At 57.8% G+C, this 20,384-nt stretch carries 20 protein-coding genes; 8 read left to right on the top strand and 12 right to left on the bottom strand.

What is annotated here, in order from left to right:
• On the bottom strand, positions 1-1,051 hold a 1,051-nt coding region (locus MARLIPOL_RS18635; protein ID WP_012137142.1), incomplete at its 3' end, for a 7TMR-DISM family protein.
• Between the two features lie 302 nt (positions 1,052-1,353).
• Between MARLIPOL_RS18635 and pbpG the strand changes: the two genes are divergently transcribed.
• On the top strand, positions 1,354-2,298 hold the full coding sequence (gene pbpG / locus MARLIPOL_RS05685) for a D-alanyl-D-alanine endopeptidase (protein WP_012137141.1): 945 nt from the start codon (positions 1,354-1,356) through the stop codon (positions 2,296-2,298).
• 34 nt (positions 2,299-2,332) lie between these two features.
• Positions 2,333-2,812: an asparaginase domain-containing protein gene (locus tag MARLIPOL_RS05680; RefSeq protein ID WP_012137140.1), complete on the top strand. Its 480-nt coding sequence runs from the start codon at positions 2,333-2,335 to the stop codon at positions 2,810-2,812.
• A 6-nt stretch (positions 2,813-2,818) separates the two neighbouring features.
• Here MARLIPOL_RS05680 and MARLIPOL_RS05675 read toward each other — a convergent pair whose 3' ends face one another.
• From MARLIPOL_RS05675 to MARLIPOL_RS05665, 3 genes are read right to left on the bottom strand one after another with little or no spacing between them, the layout of a single operon-like run.
• Entirely contained in the window at positions 2,819-3,511 is a 693-nt protein-coding gene (locus MARLIPOL_RS05675) for a pseudouridine synthase (protein WP_036190779.1), read from the bottom strand.
• Between the two features lie 2 nt (positions 3,512-3,513).
• Positions 3,514-4,545: a metal-dependent hydrolase gene (locus tag MARLIPOL_RS05670; RefSeq protein WP_012137138.1), complete on the bottom strand. Its 1,032-nt coding sequence runs from the start codon at positions 4,543-4,545 to the stop codon at positions 3,514-3,516.
• A gap of 18 nt (positions 4,546-4,563) precedes the next feature.
• Positions 4,564-5,799, bottom strand: a complete 1,236-nt coding sequence (locus MARLIPOL_RS05665) for a lytic murein transglycosylase (RefSeq protein WP_051123086.1) — start codon at positions 5,797-5,799, stop codon at positions 4,564-4,566.
• A gap of 244 nt (positions 5,800-6,043) precedes the next feature.
• On the opposite strand from MARLIPOL_RS05665, the gene MARLIPOL_RS05660 reads away from it, so the two are divergent.
• Positions 6,044-6,931 carry a response regulator gene (locus tag MARLIPOL_RS05660; protein WP_012137136.1) on the top strand — a complete coding sequence of 296 codons (888 nt, stop codon included), beginning with the start codon at positions 6,044-6,046 and terminating at the stop codon, positions 6,929-6,931.
• Here the strand turns inward: MARLIPOL_RS05660 and phoR are convergent, their stop codons facing one another.
• From phoR to MARLIPOL_RS05635, 5 genes are all read right to left on the bottom strand, one after another.
• On the bottom strand, positions 6,932-8,248 hold the full coding sequence (gene phoR, locus MARLIPOL_RS05655; protein WP_012137135.1) for a phosphate regulon sensor histidine kinase PhoR: 1,317 nt from the start codon (positions 8,246-8,248) through the stop codon (positions 6,932-6,934).
• A 40-nt stretch (positions 8,249-8,288) separates the two neighbouring features.
• Positions 8,289-8,981 (bottom strand): phosphate regulon transcriptional regulator PhoB, encoded by a 693-nt coding sequence (gene phoB, locus MARLIPOL_RS05650; RefSeq protein ID WP_012137134.1) that lies wholly within the window; start codon positions 8,979-8,981, stop codon positions 8,289-8,291.
• A gap of 236 nt (positions 8,982-9,217) precedes the next feature.
• Positions 9,218-10,105 carry a 4-hydroxybenzoate octaprenyltransferase gene (gene ubiA, locus MARLIPOL_RS05645; protein WP_012137133.1) on the bottom strand — a complete coding sequence of 296 codons (888 nt, stop codon included), beginning with the start codon at positions 10,103-10,105 and terminating at the stop codon, positions 9,218-9,220.
• 79 nt (positions 10,106-10,184) lie between these two features.
• Entirely contained in the window at positions 10,185-10,739 is a 555-nt protein-coding gene (locus MARLIPOL_RS05640) for a chorismate--pyruvate lyase family protein (protein ID WP_036190774.1), read from the bottom strand.
• Entirely contained in the window at positions 10,720-11,277 is a 558-nt protein-coding gene (locus MARLIPOL_RS05635; protein WP_012137131.1) for a hypoxanthine-guanine phosphoribosyltransferase, read from the bottom strand. The genes MARLIPOL_RS05640 and MARLIPOL_RS05635 overlap by 20 nt, the downstream gene beginning before the upstream one ends.
• A gap of 264 nt (positions 11,278-11,541) precedes the next feature.
• Here MARLIPOL_RS05635 and MARLIPOL_RS05630 point away from each other — a divergent pair, with 264 nt between their 5' ends.
• The 3 genes from MARLIPOL_RS05630 to MARLIPOL_RS05620 all read left to right on the top strand — a co-directional run bounded on the left by MARLIPOL_RS05630 (position 11,542) and on the right by MARLIPOL_RS05620 (position 13,838).
• Positions 11,542-11,709 (top strand): rubredoxin, encoded by a 168-nt coding sequence (locus MARLIPOL_RS05630; RefSeq protein ID WP_008173532.1) that lies wholly within the window; start codon positions 11,542-11,544, stop codon positions 11,707-11,709.
• 44 nt (positions 11,710-11,753) lie between these two features.
• On the top strand, positions 11,754-12,908 hold the full coding sequence (locus MARLIPOL_RS05625) for an NAD(P)/FAD-dependent oxidoreductase (protein ID WP_012137130.1): 1,155 nt from the start codon (positions 11,754-11,756) through the stop codon (positions 12,906-12,908).
• Positions 12,909-12,977: 69 nt separating this feature from the next.
• Positions 12,978-13,838 (top strand): acyl-CoA thioesterase, encoded by an 861-nt coding sequence (locus MARLIPOL_RS05620; protein WP_012137129.1) that lies wholly within the window; start codon positions 12,978-12,980, stop codon positions 13,836-13,838.
• 2 nt (positions 13,839-13,840) lie between these two features.
• On the opposite strand, the gene MARLIPOL_RS05615 is transcribed toward MARLIPOL_RS05620, so the two are convergent.
• From MARLIPOL_RS05615 to MARLIPOL_RS05605, 3 genes are all read right to left on the bottom strand, one after another.
• Entirely contained in the window at positions 13,841-16,360 is a 2,520-nt protein-coding gene (locus MARLIPOL_RS05615) for an EAL domain-containing protein (RefSeq protein ID WP_082446064.1), read from the bottom strand.
• 157 nt (positions 16,361-16,517) lie between these two features.
• Positions 16,518-16,964: a flavodoxin gene (locus tag MARLIPOL_RS05610; protein WP_012137127.1), complete on the bottom strand. Its 447-nt coding sequence runs from the start codon at positions 16,962-16,964 to the stop codon at positions 16,518-16,520.
• A gap of 61 nt (positions 16,965-17,025) precedes the next feature.
• Positions 17,026-18,132, bottom strand: a complete 1,107-nt coding sequence (locus MARLIPOL_RS05605; RefSeq protein ID WP_012137126.1) for a GGDEF domain-containing protein — start codon at positions 18,130-18,132, stop codon at positions 17,026-17,028.
• Between the two features lie 252 nt (positions 18,133-18,384).
• Between MARLIPOL_RS05605 and MARLIPOL_RS05600 the strand changes: the two genes are divergently transcribed.
• Both MARLIPOL_RS05600 and MARLIPOL_RS05595 read left to right on the top strand, forming a co-directional pair.
• Positions 18,385-19,944, top strand: a complete 1,560-nt coding sequence (locus MARLIPOL_RS05600) for an inorganic phosphate transporter (RefSeq protein ID WP_012137125.1) — start codon at positions 18,385-18,387, stop codon at positions 19,942-19,944.
• A gap of 135 nt (positions 19,945-20,079) precedes the next feature.
• On the top strand, positions 20,080-20,346 hold the full coding sequence (locus tag MARLIPOL_RS05595; RefSeq protein ID WP_012137124.1) for a hypothetical protein: 267 nt from the start codon (positions 20,080-20,082) through the stop codon (positions 20,344-20,346).
• The last annotated feature ends 38 nt before the right edge of the window (positions 20,347-20,384 follow it).

Here is a 20,384-nt window from a genome sequence, read left to right as displayed (position 1 = left end):
CGGCAAGGATAAACAGGCCGGTCAGGGCTGCCAGCACCAGCAGCGAGCCTTGTCCCGGCAAAGGTAAGCCCAGGGGCGTCACAATTGCCAGGGCGAGAGCAGCGAGGCTGATGACATTGAGTATCGATGAAATGGGTCGGGATATGGACAGGAAGTGAGGCGTAAACTGGCACAGGGCAATCAGGCACAGGGGCAGGGATACGCTGAGCAGGGCGTTGAACTGGGGCCAGTCGGACCACAGGAACCAGAGCCCGAAACCGTCCATGACCAGCTGGCTGTGCATGACCCCGACCATCAGCACGCTCAACCAGGCCAGCCCGGGGCGACGAAGCATGATGACGATGCTGATGTTGAACAACAGGGCAAAGGTCAACAGGCCGCCGATAAAGGCCTTCCAGGCCAGGGTGAAGGCTGTGTGCCCAAGAATGGTTTCCGGTTTGTGGATGGATATTGGTAGCAGGGTTGGGCCGGCATTTTCAACTTCGAAAAAGAAGGTGGTCGTGCCGGGATGCAGGGTGACGGGCCAGATCCATTGTGGCAGATCATACAGGCGGTTGCTGAAGGGGTGGATGTCGCCCATGTGCGGCAGTCGCTCCAGCGTACCGTCCGGGGTGATCATGGCCGGAGTGATGCTGTCCATCGATGGCGCAGTCACCACAAGAAGCTTGCGCGTGGCCTGTTGTTCCGGGTTGTCCAATGAGAAGCGGAAAGTGGCGGGCTGGGTCGGGTAGCCAATGCCGGTATGGTTTTCCGGTGTCGTGGTCCAGGGAATGGTGGATGCCCCTGGTGTCGCGAGGATTGCGTCCAGTGATTGCAGAGTAAATTCTGTTGGGACGTGATCAGTGTGATCGGCCGCCCTCAATTCCGGGAGAGCATGACCTGCTTTGATGCTGTCATGGTTAGACAGGATTGAAGTAACGGTCAGCCCGTAAACCAGACCAGAAACGAGAAGGCTCAGGGGTAACCAGCGCCGGAGCAGTCTTGGTATTTGCCGCCAATTATGGACAGGGAGGGCGCCAGGGTCGGATTGCGGGTTCGCCGATGAGTCCATTCAGGGATTGATCCTGCTGGTCAGTTTAAAGTGCCAAGGAGGCTGTTACAAAGCGGTAACAAACATTAATATTGTGTAACATTATGAATTAAAAGAAATTTTACTCCATTTTATAGTGTTTTGCATTTGCCGTTTAAAACGGATGAGCGAAAAGTGTGACGGTGGGCACGCAAAAAGCTGATGTTGCGATTGTGAAGGACTGTTAATCCTGGCGCGGGGTGAGGGGAGTTCCTGTGCGGGATTCGCTGGTATAGTAGGCTGGATTTTATTCACCATCGAACAGATTCACCCGAGGTAGATTAATGTATCGACGAGTCCTGTCTGGCCTGATGTGCCTGATGTTCATTTCCGCCATGTCCAAGGCTTACGCTCATGAACAACGGGCGGAAACGCTGCAACTGGCGTCCGTTAATGCAGCGGCGGCCTATGCCGGCAGTAATGAACTGGTGGTCGACAAGCATGCCGACAGGATCGTACCGATCGCGTCCATCACCAAGCTGATGACGGCGCTGGTGGTCATGGAGTCCGGAGAACCGCTGAACGAATGGCTGGAGTTCAGGAAGCGCCACCTACCTGCAGCGGCCAATGCGTACACTCGTATCCGGGTGGGGTCCGAGATGCGTCGCGCCGACATGTTGCGGATTGCCCTGATGTCATCGGAGAACTTTGCCGCCTACACACTGGCGCGCCATCACCCCGGTGGCTATGACGCGTTTGTCCAGGCGATGAATAAGAAAGCCCTGGAACTGGGCATGACTCGCACGACGTTTGTGGATCCAACCGGGTTATCGGTTGAAAATAGGTCTACCGCAGCGGACCTGATCAGGCTGGTGAATGCGGCCTCGAAGCATCCACAGATCGGGGATTACTCCACCACCCGCTATTATACCGGTCGGTTTCGCCAGCCTCGTTACAGCCTGTCATTTGGCAACACCAATGTCCTGGTTCACCGGGACAGCTGGGGCGTTGGGCTGAGCAAAACCGGTTACCTGTCGGAGGCTGGGCGTTGTCTGGTCATGTTGTCCAATATGAACGGTGAGCAGGTGGTGACCGTGTTGCTTGACTCGCTGGGCACACGTTCCCCGATGGGAGATGCCGGCCGCATTCGAAACTGGCTGGATACCGGTGCCCCGGGTAAGGTGGCTGCGGCGGCGAAAGCGTACGAGCAGGAAAAAAACGCGGCTTATACCACTGCCCGAAGACAGGACGCAGTGTCAGATGAACAAGCTGCAGTCGGTGTGAATTGATACCGGAAAACCGGGATAAGTGAGGATTCAGCCCGTGATTCAAATAGTGACAACCGGTGGCACCATCGACAAGGTGTATTTCGATGCCAACAGTGAGTTTGAGGTGGGCGAATCCCTGTTGCCGGAATTGCTGAGCGAGTCCAATATTCACGACGGCTACCAGATCACCGGGTTGATGCGGAAGGACAGCCTGGAAATGGACGACGCGGACCGGGAACTGGTACGTCATACGGTGGCGTCGTCCGATTACGACAAGATCCTGATTACCCATGGTACTGATACTATGGCAGCAACCGCCCAGGCCCTGACGGCGATTAAGGATAAAACCATTGTCCTCATGGGCGCCATGCAGCCGGCCAGGATGCGTCGCAGTGATGCTGTGTTCAACCTCGGGTTCGCGTGGGCGGCGGTCCAGCTGTTGCCTGCAGGTGTGTATATCGCGATGAACGGTGAGGTATTTGCGGCCGGCGCCGTACGCAAGAATCTGAAAGCCCAGCGATTCGAGCGTACCTGAGCAGTTTCAGGGTATGCTGCTGATTTCTGCCTCGGTCAGCTCCCGGAACGCGCCAGGAGCCAGATTACTGTCCAGCGCAATGGCGCCGATACTGATCCGGTGTAAAGCTTCCACCCGGTTCCCCGTCGCGGCCAGCATGCGCTTCACCTGATGGTAACGCCCCTCTGAGATGGTCAGTTCAATCTCGTACTCGCCGACGCGCATGGCTTTGGCCGGCTTGGTAGGCCTGGGATCATTCCTGAGTTCCATGCCCGCCCGCAATTGTTGCAGGGCGGCTTCGGTAATCGGGTCACTGAGAGTAACCCGATAGGTCTTGGGGCATTTTACCCGGGGCGAGGTTACGCGGTGAGACCATTGGCCATCGGAGGTCAGTAACAGCAACCCGGTGGTGTCGGCGTCCAGGCGACCGGCGATATGCAGGTTATGCCGCAGATTGGTGGGTAACAGATCCAGGGCCGTAGGGTGGTCGCTGTCGGTGGTCGCACTCACCACGCCTTGGGGTTTGTTGAGCATCAGGTAACGTTCGCCGGGCAGGGCCAGAAGGTCATCATCCAGAGTGACGCTGCCGTTCGTACCGATATGAGTGGAAGCCTGGCGACAGGCCTCGCCGTTCACCATCACGCGCCCCTGACCGATGACCCGTTTGGCTTCCTTGCGGGACAGCGGCGTGGTGCTGGCAATGAACTGGTCCAGTCGCATGATCAGGAGCACCCTTCTCCCGGAGGTGGCAGTTCCAGGCTGGCCAGGCACAGAACCGGTGCCGCACCGGTCAACCTGGCCCACAGTGCACCCAGCAACTCCGGGCGCAGGGCTGGGCCGTCCTGGCGATAACTGGCGTAGGGTTCCAGGCCGTTGCCATTGTCCGCCGCCAGCACAAAGGTAAACGGATGGGCGCCGGGCACGCCCAGTCGGACATCGGTGGCCAGCAGTAAGCCGTCAACCTGTTCGTAATGGAGAAACCCTTCAGTAAACCATGCCAGTCGCTGGCCTTCCTCCAGCGCCAGAGCCTGTTCAGCCAGGACCGGGTCCCGCGGGAACACCTCAAGAGTCAGCGGGGCGTCGCCATCAAGGAAACCGGTGACCATCTCCACGCGGCGGTCGTCGCTGATGGCTGTGACGCGCCAGAGGATGGTATTGAACGGCATTGGCTGCACCATGCGCGGCGCATCATCCAGCCCAGCCGCCGCCAGTGTTGGCTCGACCCGGCTGGAAATTATCTGTTGCGCCACCAGAGTCCACCCGAGATACAGTGTGGAAACGCCAAGGCCCACGACGAGGCTGCGGGGCATTGATGGTCTCATCAGGAAACAACCAATGGCCACCAGCAGTGGCAGAGTATACAGCGGGTCGATAATAAAAATGCTGTGCAGGGCGATGGGTGGCCCCAGCGGCCAGAACAACTGGGTACCGTAGGTGGTGAAAGTGTCCAGCAGGGGGTGGGTAACCAGAATCAATCCGGTTAGTAGCAGCCAGCGTCGGTAACTGATCACCGGATTCCAGCGCCAGAGTCCCCATGCCAGCATGATAGAGAGTGGTATCAGGACAAACAGCGAGTGAGTGAATCCCCGATGCTGGGTGAAATTGGCCACGGCGGTACCGTAATCGATAACCACGTCCAGGTCCGGGAGGGTGCCCAGAACGGCACCCGTTACCAGTACTGACCGCCCCAGAGCCTTGCCGGCAACGGCGCCAGCGATAGTGGCCCCGAGGGCAGCTTGCGTTATCGAATCCATGAGCTCAAGTCCACATCATCAGAGATCAAGGTCGAGTCGGGAAAAGACCGGTTCTCCCGGGTAGCCATCGGCAACCATGCCCTCGCTGGCCTGAAACTGGCGGATGGCTGAACGCGTGGCGGGGCCCAGGATGCCGTCGGGCTCACCGCTATCAAAGCCATTGTCGTTCAGTGCTTGCTGCAGGGCCAGGATGTCCGCTCTGGACAGGTTTGGCTGGTCTTCTGGAGGTGGGTTCTGCAAGGTGCCGGCACCGGCGATCCGGTCGGCAAGGTGACCCACCGCGATGGCGTAGAATTCAGAGCGGTTCCAGCCCATGATCACGCGGAAGTTCTTGTAGGCAAGGAAGGCCGGTCCCCGGTGGCCGGATGGTACCACCAGCGCGGCCTTGATGGGTTCCTTGGCCAGAGGGTCACCAAAGGCATCGGTGACTCCGAGCTGGTTCCACTCTTCCAGGGTCAACCGACGGCCATCGGCCAGTTCGTAGTCAAAACCGTCTGGCAGGATCACTTCACGGCCCCAGCGGTAGTCCTTGTCCCAGCCCAGATCCTGCAGAAAATGTCCGGCGGACATCATGGCATCCGGCAGACTGTTCCACAGGTCACGCTTGCCATCCCCATCGGCATCCACGGCATGCTTCAGGAACACCGTTGGCATGAACTGGACGTGGCCCATGGCGCCGGCCCAGGAGCCTTCCATCTGTTCGACGGAAATGGCGCCTTCGTCAATAATCTGTAGTGCAGCCGTTAACTGTTCGGTGAAGAAGCCGCTGCGGCGAGGATCGCAGGCGAGGGTTGCCAGGGAGCTTGGGACGGACATTTTTCCGAAGTAGGTGCCGAAGTTGGTCTCCAGGCCCCAGAAGGCCAGCAGGTAGGGAGCCGGCACCCCGGTTTCCCGGGTGACATCGGCCAGCAGCTCCCGGTGTTCCAGCAACAGCGAGCGCCCATTACTGATTCGGTCGTCATTGACCCGGCGGTTCAGGTAATCGGCAAAGGTGGTGGTGAACTCCGGTTGTCGACGGTCAAGCTCGATCACCCGGTCCAGGTATTCTACCTGTGCGAGCACTTTGCTTGCGGTTGCTTCCGCAACACCGGCGTCAATGGCATGGGCCTTGAGGCGGCCAAGGCATGCCTGGAAATCGTCGGTGGAATCGGTATTGGAAGATGCCGGTAGTGAAAAAACGGCAAGAATACCGGTCACGGAAAGGCAACGGAGAATCCTTTTGCCGGGGGTAGTCCCTGATTGTTTCTTAAGCACGCAAAACCTCGGTGTGGATAGCGGTTGGTGAGGTGCCCGATAAGCATAGGCTGACCCATGTTAGCTTTTTTTCGACCAACGGAAATACCGGTTTGGGCCTCTAAGGGTGACAATTCTTTAACTCGCCAGTTCCTTTGCAGGTGAATTGTGGTGTTTTTGTAGCACGGAGGTTCCACGCTGCCTGCTTTGTTCTATAGTTTGGTCGTACATTTCCTGTGGTTGGTCACGAAGAAGGTCGGGAAACATGGCAACGCTGAAGGCGCTGGTCGTTGATGACGCCAGCTTTGTGCGGGATCTGGTGAAACGAACACTACGCCAGCGCTTTCCCGTCATTGAAACCACCGATGCACAGAATGGGCGCCGGGCGCAGTCCCTGATGTCCCGCACGACGTTTGACCTGATCCTCTGCGATTGGGAAATGCCGGAAATGTCGGGACTGGAACTCCTGCAGTGGATGCGGAAGCAACCCCAGTACGAGAAAGTACCCTTTATCATGATCACCAGTCGTGGCGACAAGGATCACGTGGTTGAAGCGGTCAGGGAAGGTGTGTCTGAGTACCTTGGCAAGCCGTTCAGCCCCGATGGGCTCAGCAAGAAGATTATCAAGGTGATGGGGCGCAAGCTGAAGGATGTGATGGACCGTAGTGGCAAGTCCATGGAGGGGCCGGCAGATGCCTTCAAGGAATCTGCTGCTCTGCTGACCCAGAAACGGGAGTCGGCACCGGCGCCCGCGGTGCCGGACGTCCGACCGGCAGCCTCGCCATTGCTGAAGAAGGGCGGCGCCGGTGGCGAGAAACCACCGGCTTCGCGTGGTGCGATGAGCGCGGCGTCGGTCCGATTTGCCGACTACACCCTGAAATCCGTGGTCAAGGACATAAACCTGACCGAGGTCAGGGTCATTGCGAGGAGTGACCAGCAGTTTCCCGGTATTCTTGACCAGGCGGTGGTTGATATCGAAGTGGCGGAAGACCAGATGGCCAGGCTGAATGGCTATGTCCAGCAGTTGCAGGCTGTCGACAAGCGGCAGGACACCGACTTTGTCAGTGTAACCATCCGCTTCGTTGATGAGGACCCGAAAAAGATGGAAGAGCTGTCTCGCTTTATCGCCCGTTTCCGTGCCGGTGCTCGCTGATCAGGACACCTTCTCAGGCGCCCGCTCCACCAATCTTTCCCTTGGGAGATGGCAGATGAACTCGCTGCCGTCGCCAATCCGGCTGCGGATTTCCAGGTTACCGTCGTGGTTCAGCAATACATGTTTGACGATGGCCAGGCCAAGACCGGTCCCGCCAGTTTCTTTGTGACGGCTCGGGTCGGCGCGATAAAAACGTTCTGTCAGGCGGGGAATGTGCACCGGGTCGATACCAATGCCGGTATCCCGCACTGACAGGTGGGCGCCTTCCCGGTTTGCGCTCCAGGTGACGGTGATGTGGCCTTTCGCCGGTGTGTACTTCACAGCATTGAATACCAGGTTGGAGAATGCGCTGCGTAGCTGGCTTTCATCGCCTTTCAGCAGTCGGTGATCGGTGATGTTGACGCTGAATTCATGCTGTTTGTCTCCGCTGAGGGCGCTGGCGTCGTGACAGATTTGTCGAATCAGGGCTTCGACATCGGTCACGGTATCGTTGACCGTTTGTTCTCCGGTTTCAATCTTGGACAGCAGTATCAGGTCAGTAATCAGGGCCTCCATTCGGGAGGACTGCTGTGCCATGGTGTTGACGGCCCGCCGCCATTTTGGGGGAAGCTCGTCGGCATTGTCCACCAGGGTTTCGAGGTATCCGCTGATCACCGTCAGGGGCGTTCGCATTTCATGGGATACATTGCCCACAAAATCCCGGCGCATCTGTTCCAGCTGGTAGAGCCGGGTGACATCCTTGGCGACGATCAGGCGGTCATCGTCCCCAAACAGGCTAATCTGTATCTGCAGGCGGATGTGCGGCTTGGCCGGTGAATGGATTTCCAGGGACTCCCGGTAATCCCGGGCATCAAAATAGGCCTTGAACGCCGGTGTGCGTATCAGGTTATGAATATACTGACCCCGGTCGGTATTGCGCCGAAAGCCCAGCAGGTATTCCGCCGAACCGTTCCACCACTCCATGGTGCCATTGGCATCTGTCATGATGACGCCGTCACGCATGGCATTGGTGGATTCCTGCACGCGATTGATCCGGGCTCTCAGGCGGTCTTGCAGGTGCAGGTGGTTCTGGTGGAGTTTGTGGAGGCTGTCGAAAATGTCACCCCACAAGCCCACACTCTGCGGTGCCTCGCTGGTACCTCCGGGATTACCCAGCCAGTGATAAAGCCTCTTGGCCTGGACCAGCGTCCACCAGAGATAGCCGATCAGGCCGGCAGTTAATCCGTATATCGGGTAACCAAAGAACGCTCCGGCAACGGTGCAGACGATCAGGAACGCAATAATCAGGCGCAGATGTCGTGACCAGTTGTATTGCATGCAGCAGCCTTACAATTAAAGTGGCGCCGGTGCTCGCCGATTATGCGGCTTTGGTTGAAAACCGGTAGCCGGCACCACGAACGGTTTGGATCAGATAGTCATACTGGTCGCCAAGGGCTTTGCGCAGGCGACGAATATGCACGTCTACCGTCCGCTCTTCCACGTAAACGTTGCCACCCCAGACCTGATCCAGTAGCTGTGAGCGAGTATATACCCGTTCCTGGTGGGTCATGAAGAACTGCAGCAAGCGGTATTCGGTGGGGCCCATGTTGAGGGCGCCCTGTTCCGTAGAGACGCGGTGGCCAATAGGGTCAAGGGTAAGGCCTTCCACTTCGATCGGCGCGTCGACACCGGGGGGCGTGGCGCGGCGCAGGACAGCTTTGAGGCGCGCGACCAGTTCCCGTGGTGAGAAGGGTTTGGTGATGTAGTCGTCGGCGCCGACTTCCAGGCCCTGGATCTTGTTATCTTCCTCGACCTTGGCGGTCAGCATGATGATGGGAATATCGGCGGTGGCCTCTTCTTTTTTGAGGCGTCGGGCGAGTTCTACGCCGCTGGTGCCCGGGAGCATCCAGTCGAGCAGGATGAGATCGGGTTGTTTGTCGACGATCAGGGCATGCGCTTCGAGGGCGTCCGATGCCTCCAGATAGTCGTAGTCCGCCATTTCGAGCGCCACGGCGATCATTTCGCGGATCGGGGCTTCGTCATCGACGATCAGGACAGTTTTTCCAGTCATGAGCATTAACCTGTATCAGACCTAGTATTGTTGCTGCTTCATTACAACGCCCCAGTGTTACAAGTATATGACACAAACTGCTTTTGGCTTGGGAGGATGTGCCGGAGTGGGCCGGGCCTCCACAAACACGCCGTGAACCCATCCATGGGGGCTCCGCATTGCCATCCCTGGCAATGCAGGGTTTGTGGAGGCCCGGCCCACTCCGGCACGCCAAGCTTGTTCGGGCCTTCCACGAATTACTGAATGAGTAGGTCGATAACTAGCCCGGTAAACACAGCAAACCCAGCCCAGTTGTTGTTCAGGAACGCCTTGAAACACCCCTCCCGCTCGCGGAGGCGGGCCAGGTATTGTTGATAGCCGAACAGGCAGGCCATGGCCAGTACACCCAGGTAATAAACTACCCCCAGTTCTGCCTGGCTGCCGATCATCACCATAATGATCACCACCAGAGCCTGGAGGAAGCCGATGATGGCGCGGTCGGCGTCGCCGAAGAGGATGGCGGTGGATTTGATGCCGATTTTCAGGTCGTCGTCACGGTCGACCATGGCGTAGAGGGTGTCGTAGGCCACAGTCCATAGTACGTTGGCGGTGAACAGCAGCCAGGTCAGCTGGGTGAGTTCGTTGGCCTGTGCCGCCCAGGCCATGGGGATGGCCCAGGAGAAGGCGGCGCCGAGGAACAGTTGCGGCAGGTGGGTGTAGCGCTTCATGAAGGGGTAGATGAAGGCGAGTACCACGCCGCCAAAGGACAGGTACAGGGTCAGCGGGTTGGTGAACAGCACGACCATGAGGAAAGCGACCAGCGAGAGGCCGAGGAACAGCGCGACTGCTTCCCAGGCGTCGATGCGGCCAGAGGTCAGGGGGCGGTCTTTGGTGCGTTTGACGTGGCGGTCGACTTTGCGGTCGGCGAAATCGTTAATGGCGCAGCCGGCGGCGCGCATAAGGAACACGCCCAGGGTAAAGATAATGAGGTTACCGATACTGGGCGCGCCTTCGGCGGCCAGCCACAGGGCCCAGTAGGTGGGCCAGAGCAGGAGCAGGCTACCGATGGGGCGGTCCAGGCGCAGCAGCTTGGCGTAATCGGCCAGTCGGCTCTGGATATGGTCGGGCATGGCATTCAGCAGCATAGGGGGTGGTCCGGGTTGTTATGTCTGGCTTCTGTGCGGGGATTATAGCCAGCGTAGGTCAGGGGATTAAAGCCTGGTTTCAGTGACAGAAGCGTGGCAGGAAGTATTCGCCAACCAGCAGGGCCTTGTCGCCGCTGTAGAAACGGGAGCGTCGTGCAACCGGGGGTTGTGCCGGATGGCTGGTGTGGCAGATGCCGGTTTCAAACGGGCCACGTTGCCACAGTGGGTTGCTGAACAGCCAGGCGCCAAGGGGTTTGCGGCCAAGATGGCGCAGGCACCGGCCAGAGCCGGCGAGGGTTGCCAGCGGAATAATGGTGCGTGCCAGGACCCAGGGCTCACCATCGCCGCACAGATGGACTTCCCGGATCCAGGCGTACTGGCGTTCCGGAATGTTCAGGGTACGGGCCTCTTCCCGGTTAGGCAGGGTAAAGCCCTCGCGGGTCACGTCCACGTGAAACGAGCGGGCACAGCGTAACTGCAGTTCCCGTGTCAGCGATCCTTCCACCTGCAGCCAGTAACGGGCCGGGCCATGCACTGTGGGGTTGCTAAGCCCGGCAGCAGCCAGGGACTGGTACCAGTCGGTAGGGGGGATGGTCAGGGCATTGGCCTGGTGATTAAAGCCCTTTAACGGCATAAATCCCGGGAGCGTTGCGCCAGTAGCCCTTGTAGTCCATGCCATACCCGAACAGGAAGCGGTCTTCCACTTCCAGCCCGGTGAAGTCGGCTTTCAGGTCCGGGCGGGCCTTGCGATCGTGCTGCTTGTCGACCAGGACGGCGGTCAGTACTTCCTTGGCTCCGTGGGCCAGGCAGTAATCCGCAATGGCACACAGCGTGGTGCCCTCATCCAGAATGTCGTCCACGATCAGCACCGTGCGGTCCTGCATGTCTGCGTCCGGGCTCAACTTCCACTCCAGGATCCCGCCAGTGGTCTCCTGTCGATAGCGGGTGGCATGAAGGTATTCCGCCTGGACTGGAAATTTCAGCAGTGGCAGCAGTTGTCCGGTCAGTATGAGACCACCGTTCATTACACAGAACAGCAGCGGATTGCTGTCTTTGAGGCGGTCAGTGATGGTTTCTGCCAGGGCGCGAATGGCATCCTGTACCTGCTGTTCACTGACCAGGCAATCGGCTTCGTTCATTACCTGGTTCATTTCGGCGACGGTATCGGGCATAGCGGTCGGATCCTGTCGTAAAACGGGCGATTATACCGGAGGAGGAGGACGGAAGGGAGGGGCAGCGCCAATGCATCATGGTGGGTATTTGTTGCTATTGGCAGAAAAACCGCCGGGTCACTGTCCTGAGTGGCATTGGTCAATTGTGGAGGGGTGGGTATGATGGTGGCCCGATATGAGTAATGGGCAGTTGCTACAAAAACTTGCGTGCATGATTGTCTGACAATTATTATTGCGCCCTGACAAAAATTGCGGAGAGAGATTATGAAAAAGTGGCAGTGTGTGGTGTGTGGCCTGATCTATGACGAGGCAGAAGGCTGGCCGGAAGACGGTATCGAGCCGGGTACCAAGTGGGAAGATGTGCCGGAAGACTGGGTGTGCCCGGACTGCGGTGTTGGCAAGGAAGACTTTGAAATGATCGAGATTGGTTAACACCAGCACTTCATCTACAGGTTCAATATAATCGGAGAACAGGAATGACTACAGAAGCCCCTATCGTTATCGTGGGTACCGGTCTGTCGGGTTACTCACTGGCCAGGGAAATCCGTAAGCAGGACAAGGACATCCCCATTGTCATGGTGACGGCTGACGACGGCTTCAGTTATTCCAAGCCGATGCTGTCTACCGGGTTTACCAAGGGCAAGGAAGCCGACGAGCTTGCCCAGGCAACATCCGAGGCGATGATCGAGCAACTCAATCTTGACCTGCGGACCTACACCACGGTGACCGGTATTGATACCGAGGCCCATGAGCTGGTGACCGGTGAAGAACGCATCAGGTACAGCAAACTGGTTCTGGCCTGGGGCGCGGATGTGATCCGTCTGTCGATTGAAGGCGACGGCCAGGATCGGGTGTTTTCTATCAACGACCTGATGGATTACCGGGCATTTCGCGAAGCGCTGGCAGGTAAGAAGCGCGTGGCCATCATGGGCGCGGGTCTGATTGGTTGCGAATTTGCCAACGATTTGCGTAATGGCGACTACGAGGTGGATGTCATTGCGCCCTCGGACACATTGATGCCCGGACTACTGCCGCGACCGGCGGCCGAGGCGGTCAAATCTGCCCTGATAGATCTCGGGGTAGGCTTCCATCTGGAAACCGTAGTGGATCGGATTGACCGTGAAGGTGACGGCGTGACGCTCGCGCTGGCAAATGGCGAAACCCTGCAAGCGGATCTGGTCATCTCGGCAGTTGGTTTGCGCCCAAGAACTGATCTGGCTAAAGCTTCGGGGCTTGAGGTCAATCGGGGTATCATGGTGAATCGGGCTCTGGAAACATCCGCTCCGGACGTATACGCCTTGGGCGACTGCGCAGAAGTTGACGGCCATGTGATGCTGTATGTCCTTCCGTTGATGGCCTGTTCACGGGCATTGGCAAAGACTTTGGTCAGTGAGCGTACAGAAGTGGCCTATGGCACCATGCCGGTGATGATCAAGACGCCATGCTGTCCCACCTCTGTCTGCCCCCCGCCATCCGATGCGGAAGGTGAATGGGAGCTGGAGCAGGATGGCAATAACGTGAAGGCCCTGTACAAGGCCGCGGATGGCACCATCCTTGGTTTCGCCGTCACCGGCAGTTACGCCGTGGAGAAGCAGGCGCTATCCAAGGAAGTACCGCCGATCCACGATTAAGCCTGTTGCGAAAATAGCTCGCTTGGGGTAGAAATCCATTCGTGAGCTAACGAATTAACAGGAGTAGGCATGCTTGAAGTAACCAGAAAGCTGGTAGATCTTCTGGATCTCTCGCCAATCGGGGACGATCATTTCCAGGGTGACAGTGAAGACCTTGGTTTCCCCAATGTGTTTGGCGGCCAGGTGCTGGGGCAGGGTTTGATGGCAGCCAGTCGTACGGTTGAAGGTCGGCTGCCCCATTCCCTGCATGCCTATTTCCTGCGTCCCGGTAACCACAGCATGCCGATCGATTACGAGGTCCAGCGTGTACGGGACGGCGGCAGTTTTTCGGTCCGGCGGGTGATTGCCCGCCAGGGCGGCAAGGAAATCCTGACGGGGTCTGTGTCCTTCCAGGTGGCGGAGGAAGGCTTTGAGCATCAACTGGAGATGCCTGACGCACCTGCGCCGGACACTCTGAAGTCGGAACAGGAATACGGCGAAATGCTGGCTCCTCACGTCCCGGAGCGATTTCGGGATAGCCTGACCCGTGACAGGCCGATCGAGATCCGGCCAGTAGACCCGGTCAATCCGTTCAAGCCGGAACCCCGCCCGCCCCATAAGCAAAGCTGGTTCAAGACCCAGGGTCACCTGCCAGATGACCCGGTCCTGCACCGTTGTCTGTTGACCTATGCCTCGGATTTCGCTTTCCTGGGCACCTCCCTGAATCCCCATGGCGTTACCTTCATGAGCAAGAACATGCAGGTAGCGAGTCTCGATCACGCCATCTGGTTCCACCGGGACTTCCGCATGGATGATTGGTTGCTGTACGACAAGGACAGCCCCAGTGCGTCGGCTGGTCGCGGGTTCAACCGTGGCAACTTCTTTAACCAGAGCGGTGGGCTGGTGGCCTCTACTACCCAGGAAGCGCTGATTCGTAAGCGTTCCCGCTAGTATCAGCCAAGCTTGCGACTGGTGTCGGACAGCGTGCGGCCAGTCGCCAGCCACGCCAGCATTTCGTCAATGGGCAGCGGTGGTGTCAGCCAGTAGCCCTGGACCATGTCGCAACCCATGGCTGCAAGAAGTTCCACGGTTCCTCCATCCTCAACACCTTCTGCAACCACCTTGTAACCCAGGGAGTGGCACATATCGATGGTGGTCTGCACGATGACACGATCGCCGGGGTGGGTAGCGATGTCGGTGATCAGGGAGCGGTCGATCTTGATCTCGCTGGCTGGCAGTTGTTTGATATAGGACAACGATGAATACCCCGAGCCAAAGTCGTCAATCGACACCGGGAACCCGGCCGAGTGCAGGGAATTCAGGGCTTTCAGGGAGTTGGCCGGATCCTGCATCATGGATGTCTCGGTCACTTCCAGCGTGAGCGTACCGCGGTGGTTGTGGGAGCAGTTCATCAACTGTTGAACAAATGTCGGGAAATCCGGCTCTCGCAGATTGTTCGGGGAAATGTTAACTGAAATGTCCAGTGGCCAGCCCTGCTCCAGCAATTGAGCCCTCAGTTGCAGTGATTGTTCCAGCACCCAGCGGGTCAGAGGTTTGATCAGGCCGGTTTGTTCAGCCAGGGCGATGACCTCGTCCGCCCCAATGGGTGATTTCCGGCGAGGCCAACGGATCAATGCCTCCAGTCCAACCACAGCATGGGTCGCCAGTGACAGCTTGGGTTGCAGGTGCAAGCTCAGCGCGTTGGACTGCAGCGCCTCTCTCAGTTCGGAGGCCAGTGTCAACCGGTCCGCGCTGTAGGAGTCCCGGGTGGGCTGGTAGTAGGCCAGGCCTCGATCACGGGCTTCGTTGGAGTCCTGGGCAATGTGAGCCCGACGTATGAGCGAATTGGTGTCCCGGGCATGTTCCGGATAGATCGCTGTGCCAATCTGTGGATCCAGGGGCAGTTGCATCCCCAGGTAGTCAATTGGCTCTCGCAGTTCGTCAAGGCCTTGAATGATGGCTCGTGGTGCAGCACTGAGCAGGTTCGCGTCTACGACAAAGCCGAACGTGCCGTTTTCAAGTGAGGCGAGGTAGGTGGATCGCTGGGCGGTGGTTTCCATGGTCTGTATCCCGGGCACGCCCCGCACAACACTGTGATAACGGCTAGCGGCCAGTTCAATCAGTCGATCGGTATTGCGGTGACCAAGGGTCTTGGTGATGGCCTGAAGGTTGTTCAGATGAATCACAGCAATGGCAAACCGGTGATCCGGAATTCGGGTGATGAGATCGTTGATCACCATCTCAAAGCTGGTGCGGTTGGGCAGCCCGGTCAACGGATCGTGCAGCGCCTGGTCCATCAGGCGCAATTCCGCTGAGCGTCGTGCGGCCATGGCTCTCAGCTCTGCCTCTCGGGCCTGGAGCCTGTCTTCCCGTTCATTGTACAGCCGTTTCGCCAGGGCGATGGTCAGCAGGATGGCCTCAAGGGCTGAGCCCACCTGCATGCCGTAGGTGGTCAGCCAATTGGTTGGCAATAATCCGTATTTGTTGGATGCGGTCAACATGGTGCCAATGATCAGCAACCCCCAGGCAACCGTGTAGTAACCAGCCTGGGGATTGCGTTTCAGCCACTGGACGGGGCCGATGATAAACAACAACAGGAAACCAGACAGCGCCAGGGCAACTGATGATTTGATGGAGGTGTTGAACTCCAGCACGAAAGTACCAAGGATGGCCAGCAGGCTGAGCCCGCTGACGAACTGTAGCAACAGGTCGGTTCTGGGGGCAGTATTGCGAAGACGCAGGAACGAACGTGCAAACAGCATCGCAAACAGCACGGCCATTGGCACGGCGATCAGCATGGTCTGATTGTGCAGCCACGGATTGTCTGGCCAGAAGACCTGGTAAGTCACCCCGCGAAGGGTGGCCATGAGAAACAGGTAGCCGAAGGTGGAAAGCACATAGAAAAGGTAGGTGGCTTCCCGCAGCGCCAGGAAAATGAACAGGTTAAAGAAAATGGTAGTGGTCAGGATGCCGTAATAAAGGCTGTGCAGCCGGTCCTCGGTAGTGAGGGCGTCGAACAGGGCGTTCTGCTCCCAGAGTCTGATTGGCACCTGGTGTGCGCCGCTGGTCTGTATGGAGAGGAGAATTTCGTAGTCGACCCCCGGTTCCGTGGTATAGGGAATCAGGAAGCTCGGGTGAGAGAGCGGCCGTTCGGAGAATGGCAGGTGGTCTCCGGTTTTCACGGTCTGGATAATCTTGCCGTCGGCCACGAGATAGAAACCAACGTAGTCCAGTTGCGGGTAGCTGATTTCCAGGACCTGATGGCCGGAGCCGCTGTCCAGGGACATGCGATACCAGTAATGTTCGGTCACGTACCCGAAATTCGGCGTTTCTTCCGCCAATGGTTGCCAGCCAGGACGATCCAGGAGTTCCGTCAACGCATCGTCCGCCACTGCCGGAGCCTTCAGGAAGGCAATGGCGGGTTGCGGTAGTCCGGAAGATGCCGGTGGAGCTGCCTGGGCACTGGCGGCCATGATGATCAATGCGCCCAAAAGGGCGAAAAGCAGAGCGATATGGCGCACAAAATACCAAGTTTGTTATGTTTGTTTGCTGCAGTATGGCCTCAGCCCGGTCCCCGCTCAAGACCGGAGACGGGAATATTCCGGAGAGCTGCCGATTCAGGCCACAGAGCTACAGGCTAGTAATCCAGTCCCGTATCCACGGCAGGGCTTCCATTTCCGGCTCAGTTGTTTCCAGTGCATCAATGCGCAGGGTGTTACCCACTTTCCGGGCGGCGGTTTCGTACAGCGCTTCTTCCAGTGCGTCTCCCGCACCACAGAAAGTGTCTCCGTAAGAGCTATCGCCCAGCACGATCACCCCAAAGGGCCGTCCGGGTTGCTGGGGGAGTTGTTCCCGCAGGGCCAGATAAAACGGTAACAGGTTGGGGGGCACCTCGCCTTGACCGGTGGTCGAGGTGCAGGCCAGCAGGGCATCGTCGTTACCGGTGATGTCGTCCAGGACCGGATTCTCCAGAATGGTTACCGCATGACCCTCGGGTTCCAGTGCCTTTTTTATTGCTCTTGCGGTCATCAGGGCACCGCCGTAGACGCTGCCGACCAGTATTCGTATTGCTGCCATGGTTCAACCTGTTAATCACTTTGGCGCACGATCATAGCGACTGGTTGCCATCGTCTCAAGGTCAGGGGGTTGGCCCGGATCCGTTATCCCCCTGATGAGGTCGTACCCGTGGTGCTATCTGGTTACGGCCGGCCTCTTTTGCGCTGTATAGATGAATGTCCGCCTGTTTCAGAAGCTCATCCACCGAACCGGCTTTGGCGATGGAGCAAACCCCGGCACTGATAGTAACCGGAAGCCGCTGCTCCCGGAACATGAATTCGGTGCTGACGACCTCCGCACGCAGGCGCTCTGCCAGAGCGAGCGCTTGTATCAGCGAGGTATCTGGCAGCAACAACAGGAACTCTTCGCCGCCCCAGCGGGCAGCGATATCGGACTGGCGGATGATCTGGCGTGTCAGGGCGGAAAAGGTCCTCAATGCCTCATCTCCGGCGTGGTGGCCATATTGGTCATTAATACCCTTGAACAGATCCAGATCGATCAGGGCAATGGAGAAGTGATGTCCCGATCGCTGGTAGCGCGAAAATTCGGCGTCCAGTCGGTGTTGCATCTCCCGGCGGTTGGCGAGGCCGGTCAGCTCATCGGTGCGAGCAGCATGTTCATGGGCCCGGGCCAGCGCCATCAGTTCATTTCTGGCTTTTAGCCGGCTGGCCTCAAGGACAAAACATAAGATGGACTCGAAGGTCAGGGTGGCAAAGAAGCGAATCTTGAAATCCAGAGTGTAGTCAGTGTTGACCAGCGGGAGGTCAGGAAACAGGAAGACCATCGCGGCAATCAGGTAGCAAAATAGCAGAATGGCCGTTCCGGTTCTCAGGCTGGTCAGGTAGAACAGCAGGGGAGGAAAGACATAGAACCACAGCGGTCCGGTATTGTTCTCGCCGCCTGAGGCAATGAGATAGGCAAACAGTGCGCCAACGGTCGCTATCAGCCCACTCTTTTGCACAGTCCGGTTGCCTGTGCGGGCAAACCAGAACATGTTGAATGCGAGGGGGATCGAAAACGCCCATAACGTAAGGGCGTGGCCGGTATGGCCGAACAGCCAGGCTTTGGTACCAATACCCCCAAGGAACAGAATGGCCATCAGTGAAAGCCAGGTCAGAATCCGCGATATACGGATATCCTCGATTTCCTCAACGCCCCGGTGGCTGCTGGAAGTACTCAGGTCTCTCATTTAGGCCTTGATTGCTATTTTTGTATTATTGATGCTTTTTAGAGGCGATTATGGGCCAAGTTAGCGGGGATTGGCACTATTTCCCCTGACTTTTCACAATGCTTGGCATTGTTTCCTTATGTTTCAATTTCATGGCAAAAAATTTATAGTTGCGGCGCAGTGTAGACGACCCTAGGGATAGTGTGATCTGTGACTGGCCGGGATGGCGCGATACGTTGCAACTCATTCAGCATCCACGAGACCTGATTTGTTATGGCCCCGAAAAGCGGATTTATTGACACCCTCCTGACCAGCCCTTCGACCGAACGCTATCGGGTTGGATTCAGTTTACTGTTTCTGCTTGGTATCTGGCTGATTGTCGGCCAGTTGAGCAGCGGTATGCCCAACAGCATGTTGTTAATGGCGGCTGCTGTTATCGGCGGTTATATGGCGATCAATATCGGCGCCAACGATGTGGCCAATAACGTGGGACCGGCGGTGGGTTCCGGCGCCCTGTCCCTTGGTGGTGCGGTATTGATTGCGGCCGTCTTTGAGGCGAGCGGCGCCATCATTGCAGGCGGTGACGTAGTGTCGACCATCAAGGGAGGCATTATCGACGCAGAGAGTCTCGCGGATGTGAATGCCTTTGTCTGGTTGATGACGGCTGCTCTGCTGGCGGGCGCGCTCTGGCTGAACCTGGCCACCTGGATGGGGGCGCCGGTATCCACCACCCACTCCATAGTTGGCGGTGTGCTCGGCGCGGGTATTGCGGCCGGAGGCTGGGGGATCGCCGACTGGGGCGTGATGTCCAAGATCGTTGCCAGCTGGGTAATATCTCCTGTGATGGGCGGGGTGCTGGCTGCCCTGTTCCTCTTTGCGATCAAGAAGACGGTTCTCTATCGTCAGAACCTGATTCCGGCAGCCCGCACGTTTGTGCCCTGGTTGGTTGCCATCATGGCGTGGGCGTTTGGCACCTACCTGATGGTCAAAGGTGTTAAAAAGATCATCAAGGTCGATTTTCTCCAGGCCTCCCTGGTTGGTCTGGCACTAGCCATTGCGGTGTTTGTGATCATGCGGATTGCCGTTGGCCGTCGTGCGGCGACCATGGAGAACAGTTCGGCTGGCGTGAATACCCTGTTTACCTGGCCGCTGATTTTTGCTGCGGCGTTGTTGAGCTTCGCCCACGGTGCGAACGACGTGGCCAATGCCATCGGTCCGCTTGCGGCCATCAACGATGCTTTGTCTGCCGGTGCGGTGGTTACTGCCGCTGCCATTCCGTTGTGGGTCATGCTGGTGGGCGCGTTGGGTCTGTCGGTAGGCTTGATGCTGTTCGGTCCACGCTTGATCAAAACCGTGGGCAGCGAGATTACCGAACTGGACAAGACCCGCGCATTCTGTATCGCATTGTCTGCCGCACTGACGGTCATCATTGCCTCCCAGTTGGGTCTGCCGGTCAGCTCCACTCACATTGCCATTGGTGGTGTGTTCGGCGTTGGTTTCCTGCGGGAGTACCTGAAATCCAATTACGCGACCCAGCTTCACAAGATCATGGAGCACCATGACGAAGTCGAGCAGGAGAGACTGCGACCGTTCCTGGAGGACTTCCGCAATGCGTCAGTGGAAGAGATGGAAAATCTGCTTAAGCAGGCCAAGAAGAAAAAACAGGTGCCCCTGTCCAAGAGCGAGCGCAAGCGCCTGAAGAAGATCTACCGGGAGGAAATGGTCAAGCGTTCACACCTGACACGCATCGTCGCTGCCTGGATCATCACCGTGCCAGCATCCGCGCTGATGGCCGCCATGCTGTTCTTCACCCTGCGTGGCTTGCTGATGTAATGCCTGCCCCTGCCTGCTTCAATAACGGAGCGGGCAGGATCATCTCCCCCGGGCTGGTTGCGGCCAGCCGAATTAGCCATACTATCTATAGGTTGAGGGGTGTCCCCTGAACGTCAAACTATCCGGGAGTAAATGATGAGTTCGTCTGCCGAAAGCCGTCAGGCCCGCATGATTGATGAGCTGCGAGTGTTCATCAAGAAGGTTTTGAGCGATCCGACCATTGCGGTCAAGTCTGTGGAAATTGCCCGTAAGCACCGCAATGAGCCGAAGGCCAATGAGGTGATCGCCAGGGAAATCAGTGCCAACACTACGATCCGCATTCCAGAGAACTGGAGCGAGGCGGATCACATGTTCCTGGATATCCTGCACGAAGTGCTGGATGATGAAGAGGCGCTGTATTGATCTTGCCTTGGGGGAAGTGAGCGGTGCGGGGGCGGCTT

The organism is Marinobacter lipolyticus SM19, from assembly GCF_000397065.2.
In the GTDB taxonomy this organism is placed as follows: domain Bacteria; phylum Pseudomonadota; class Gammaproteobacteria; order Pseudomonadales; family Oleiphilaceae; genus Marinobacter; species Marinobacter lipolyticus.
Note: the sequence above shows the minus strand (reverse complement) of the source record. Positions and strands in the feature narration are given on the sequence as shown.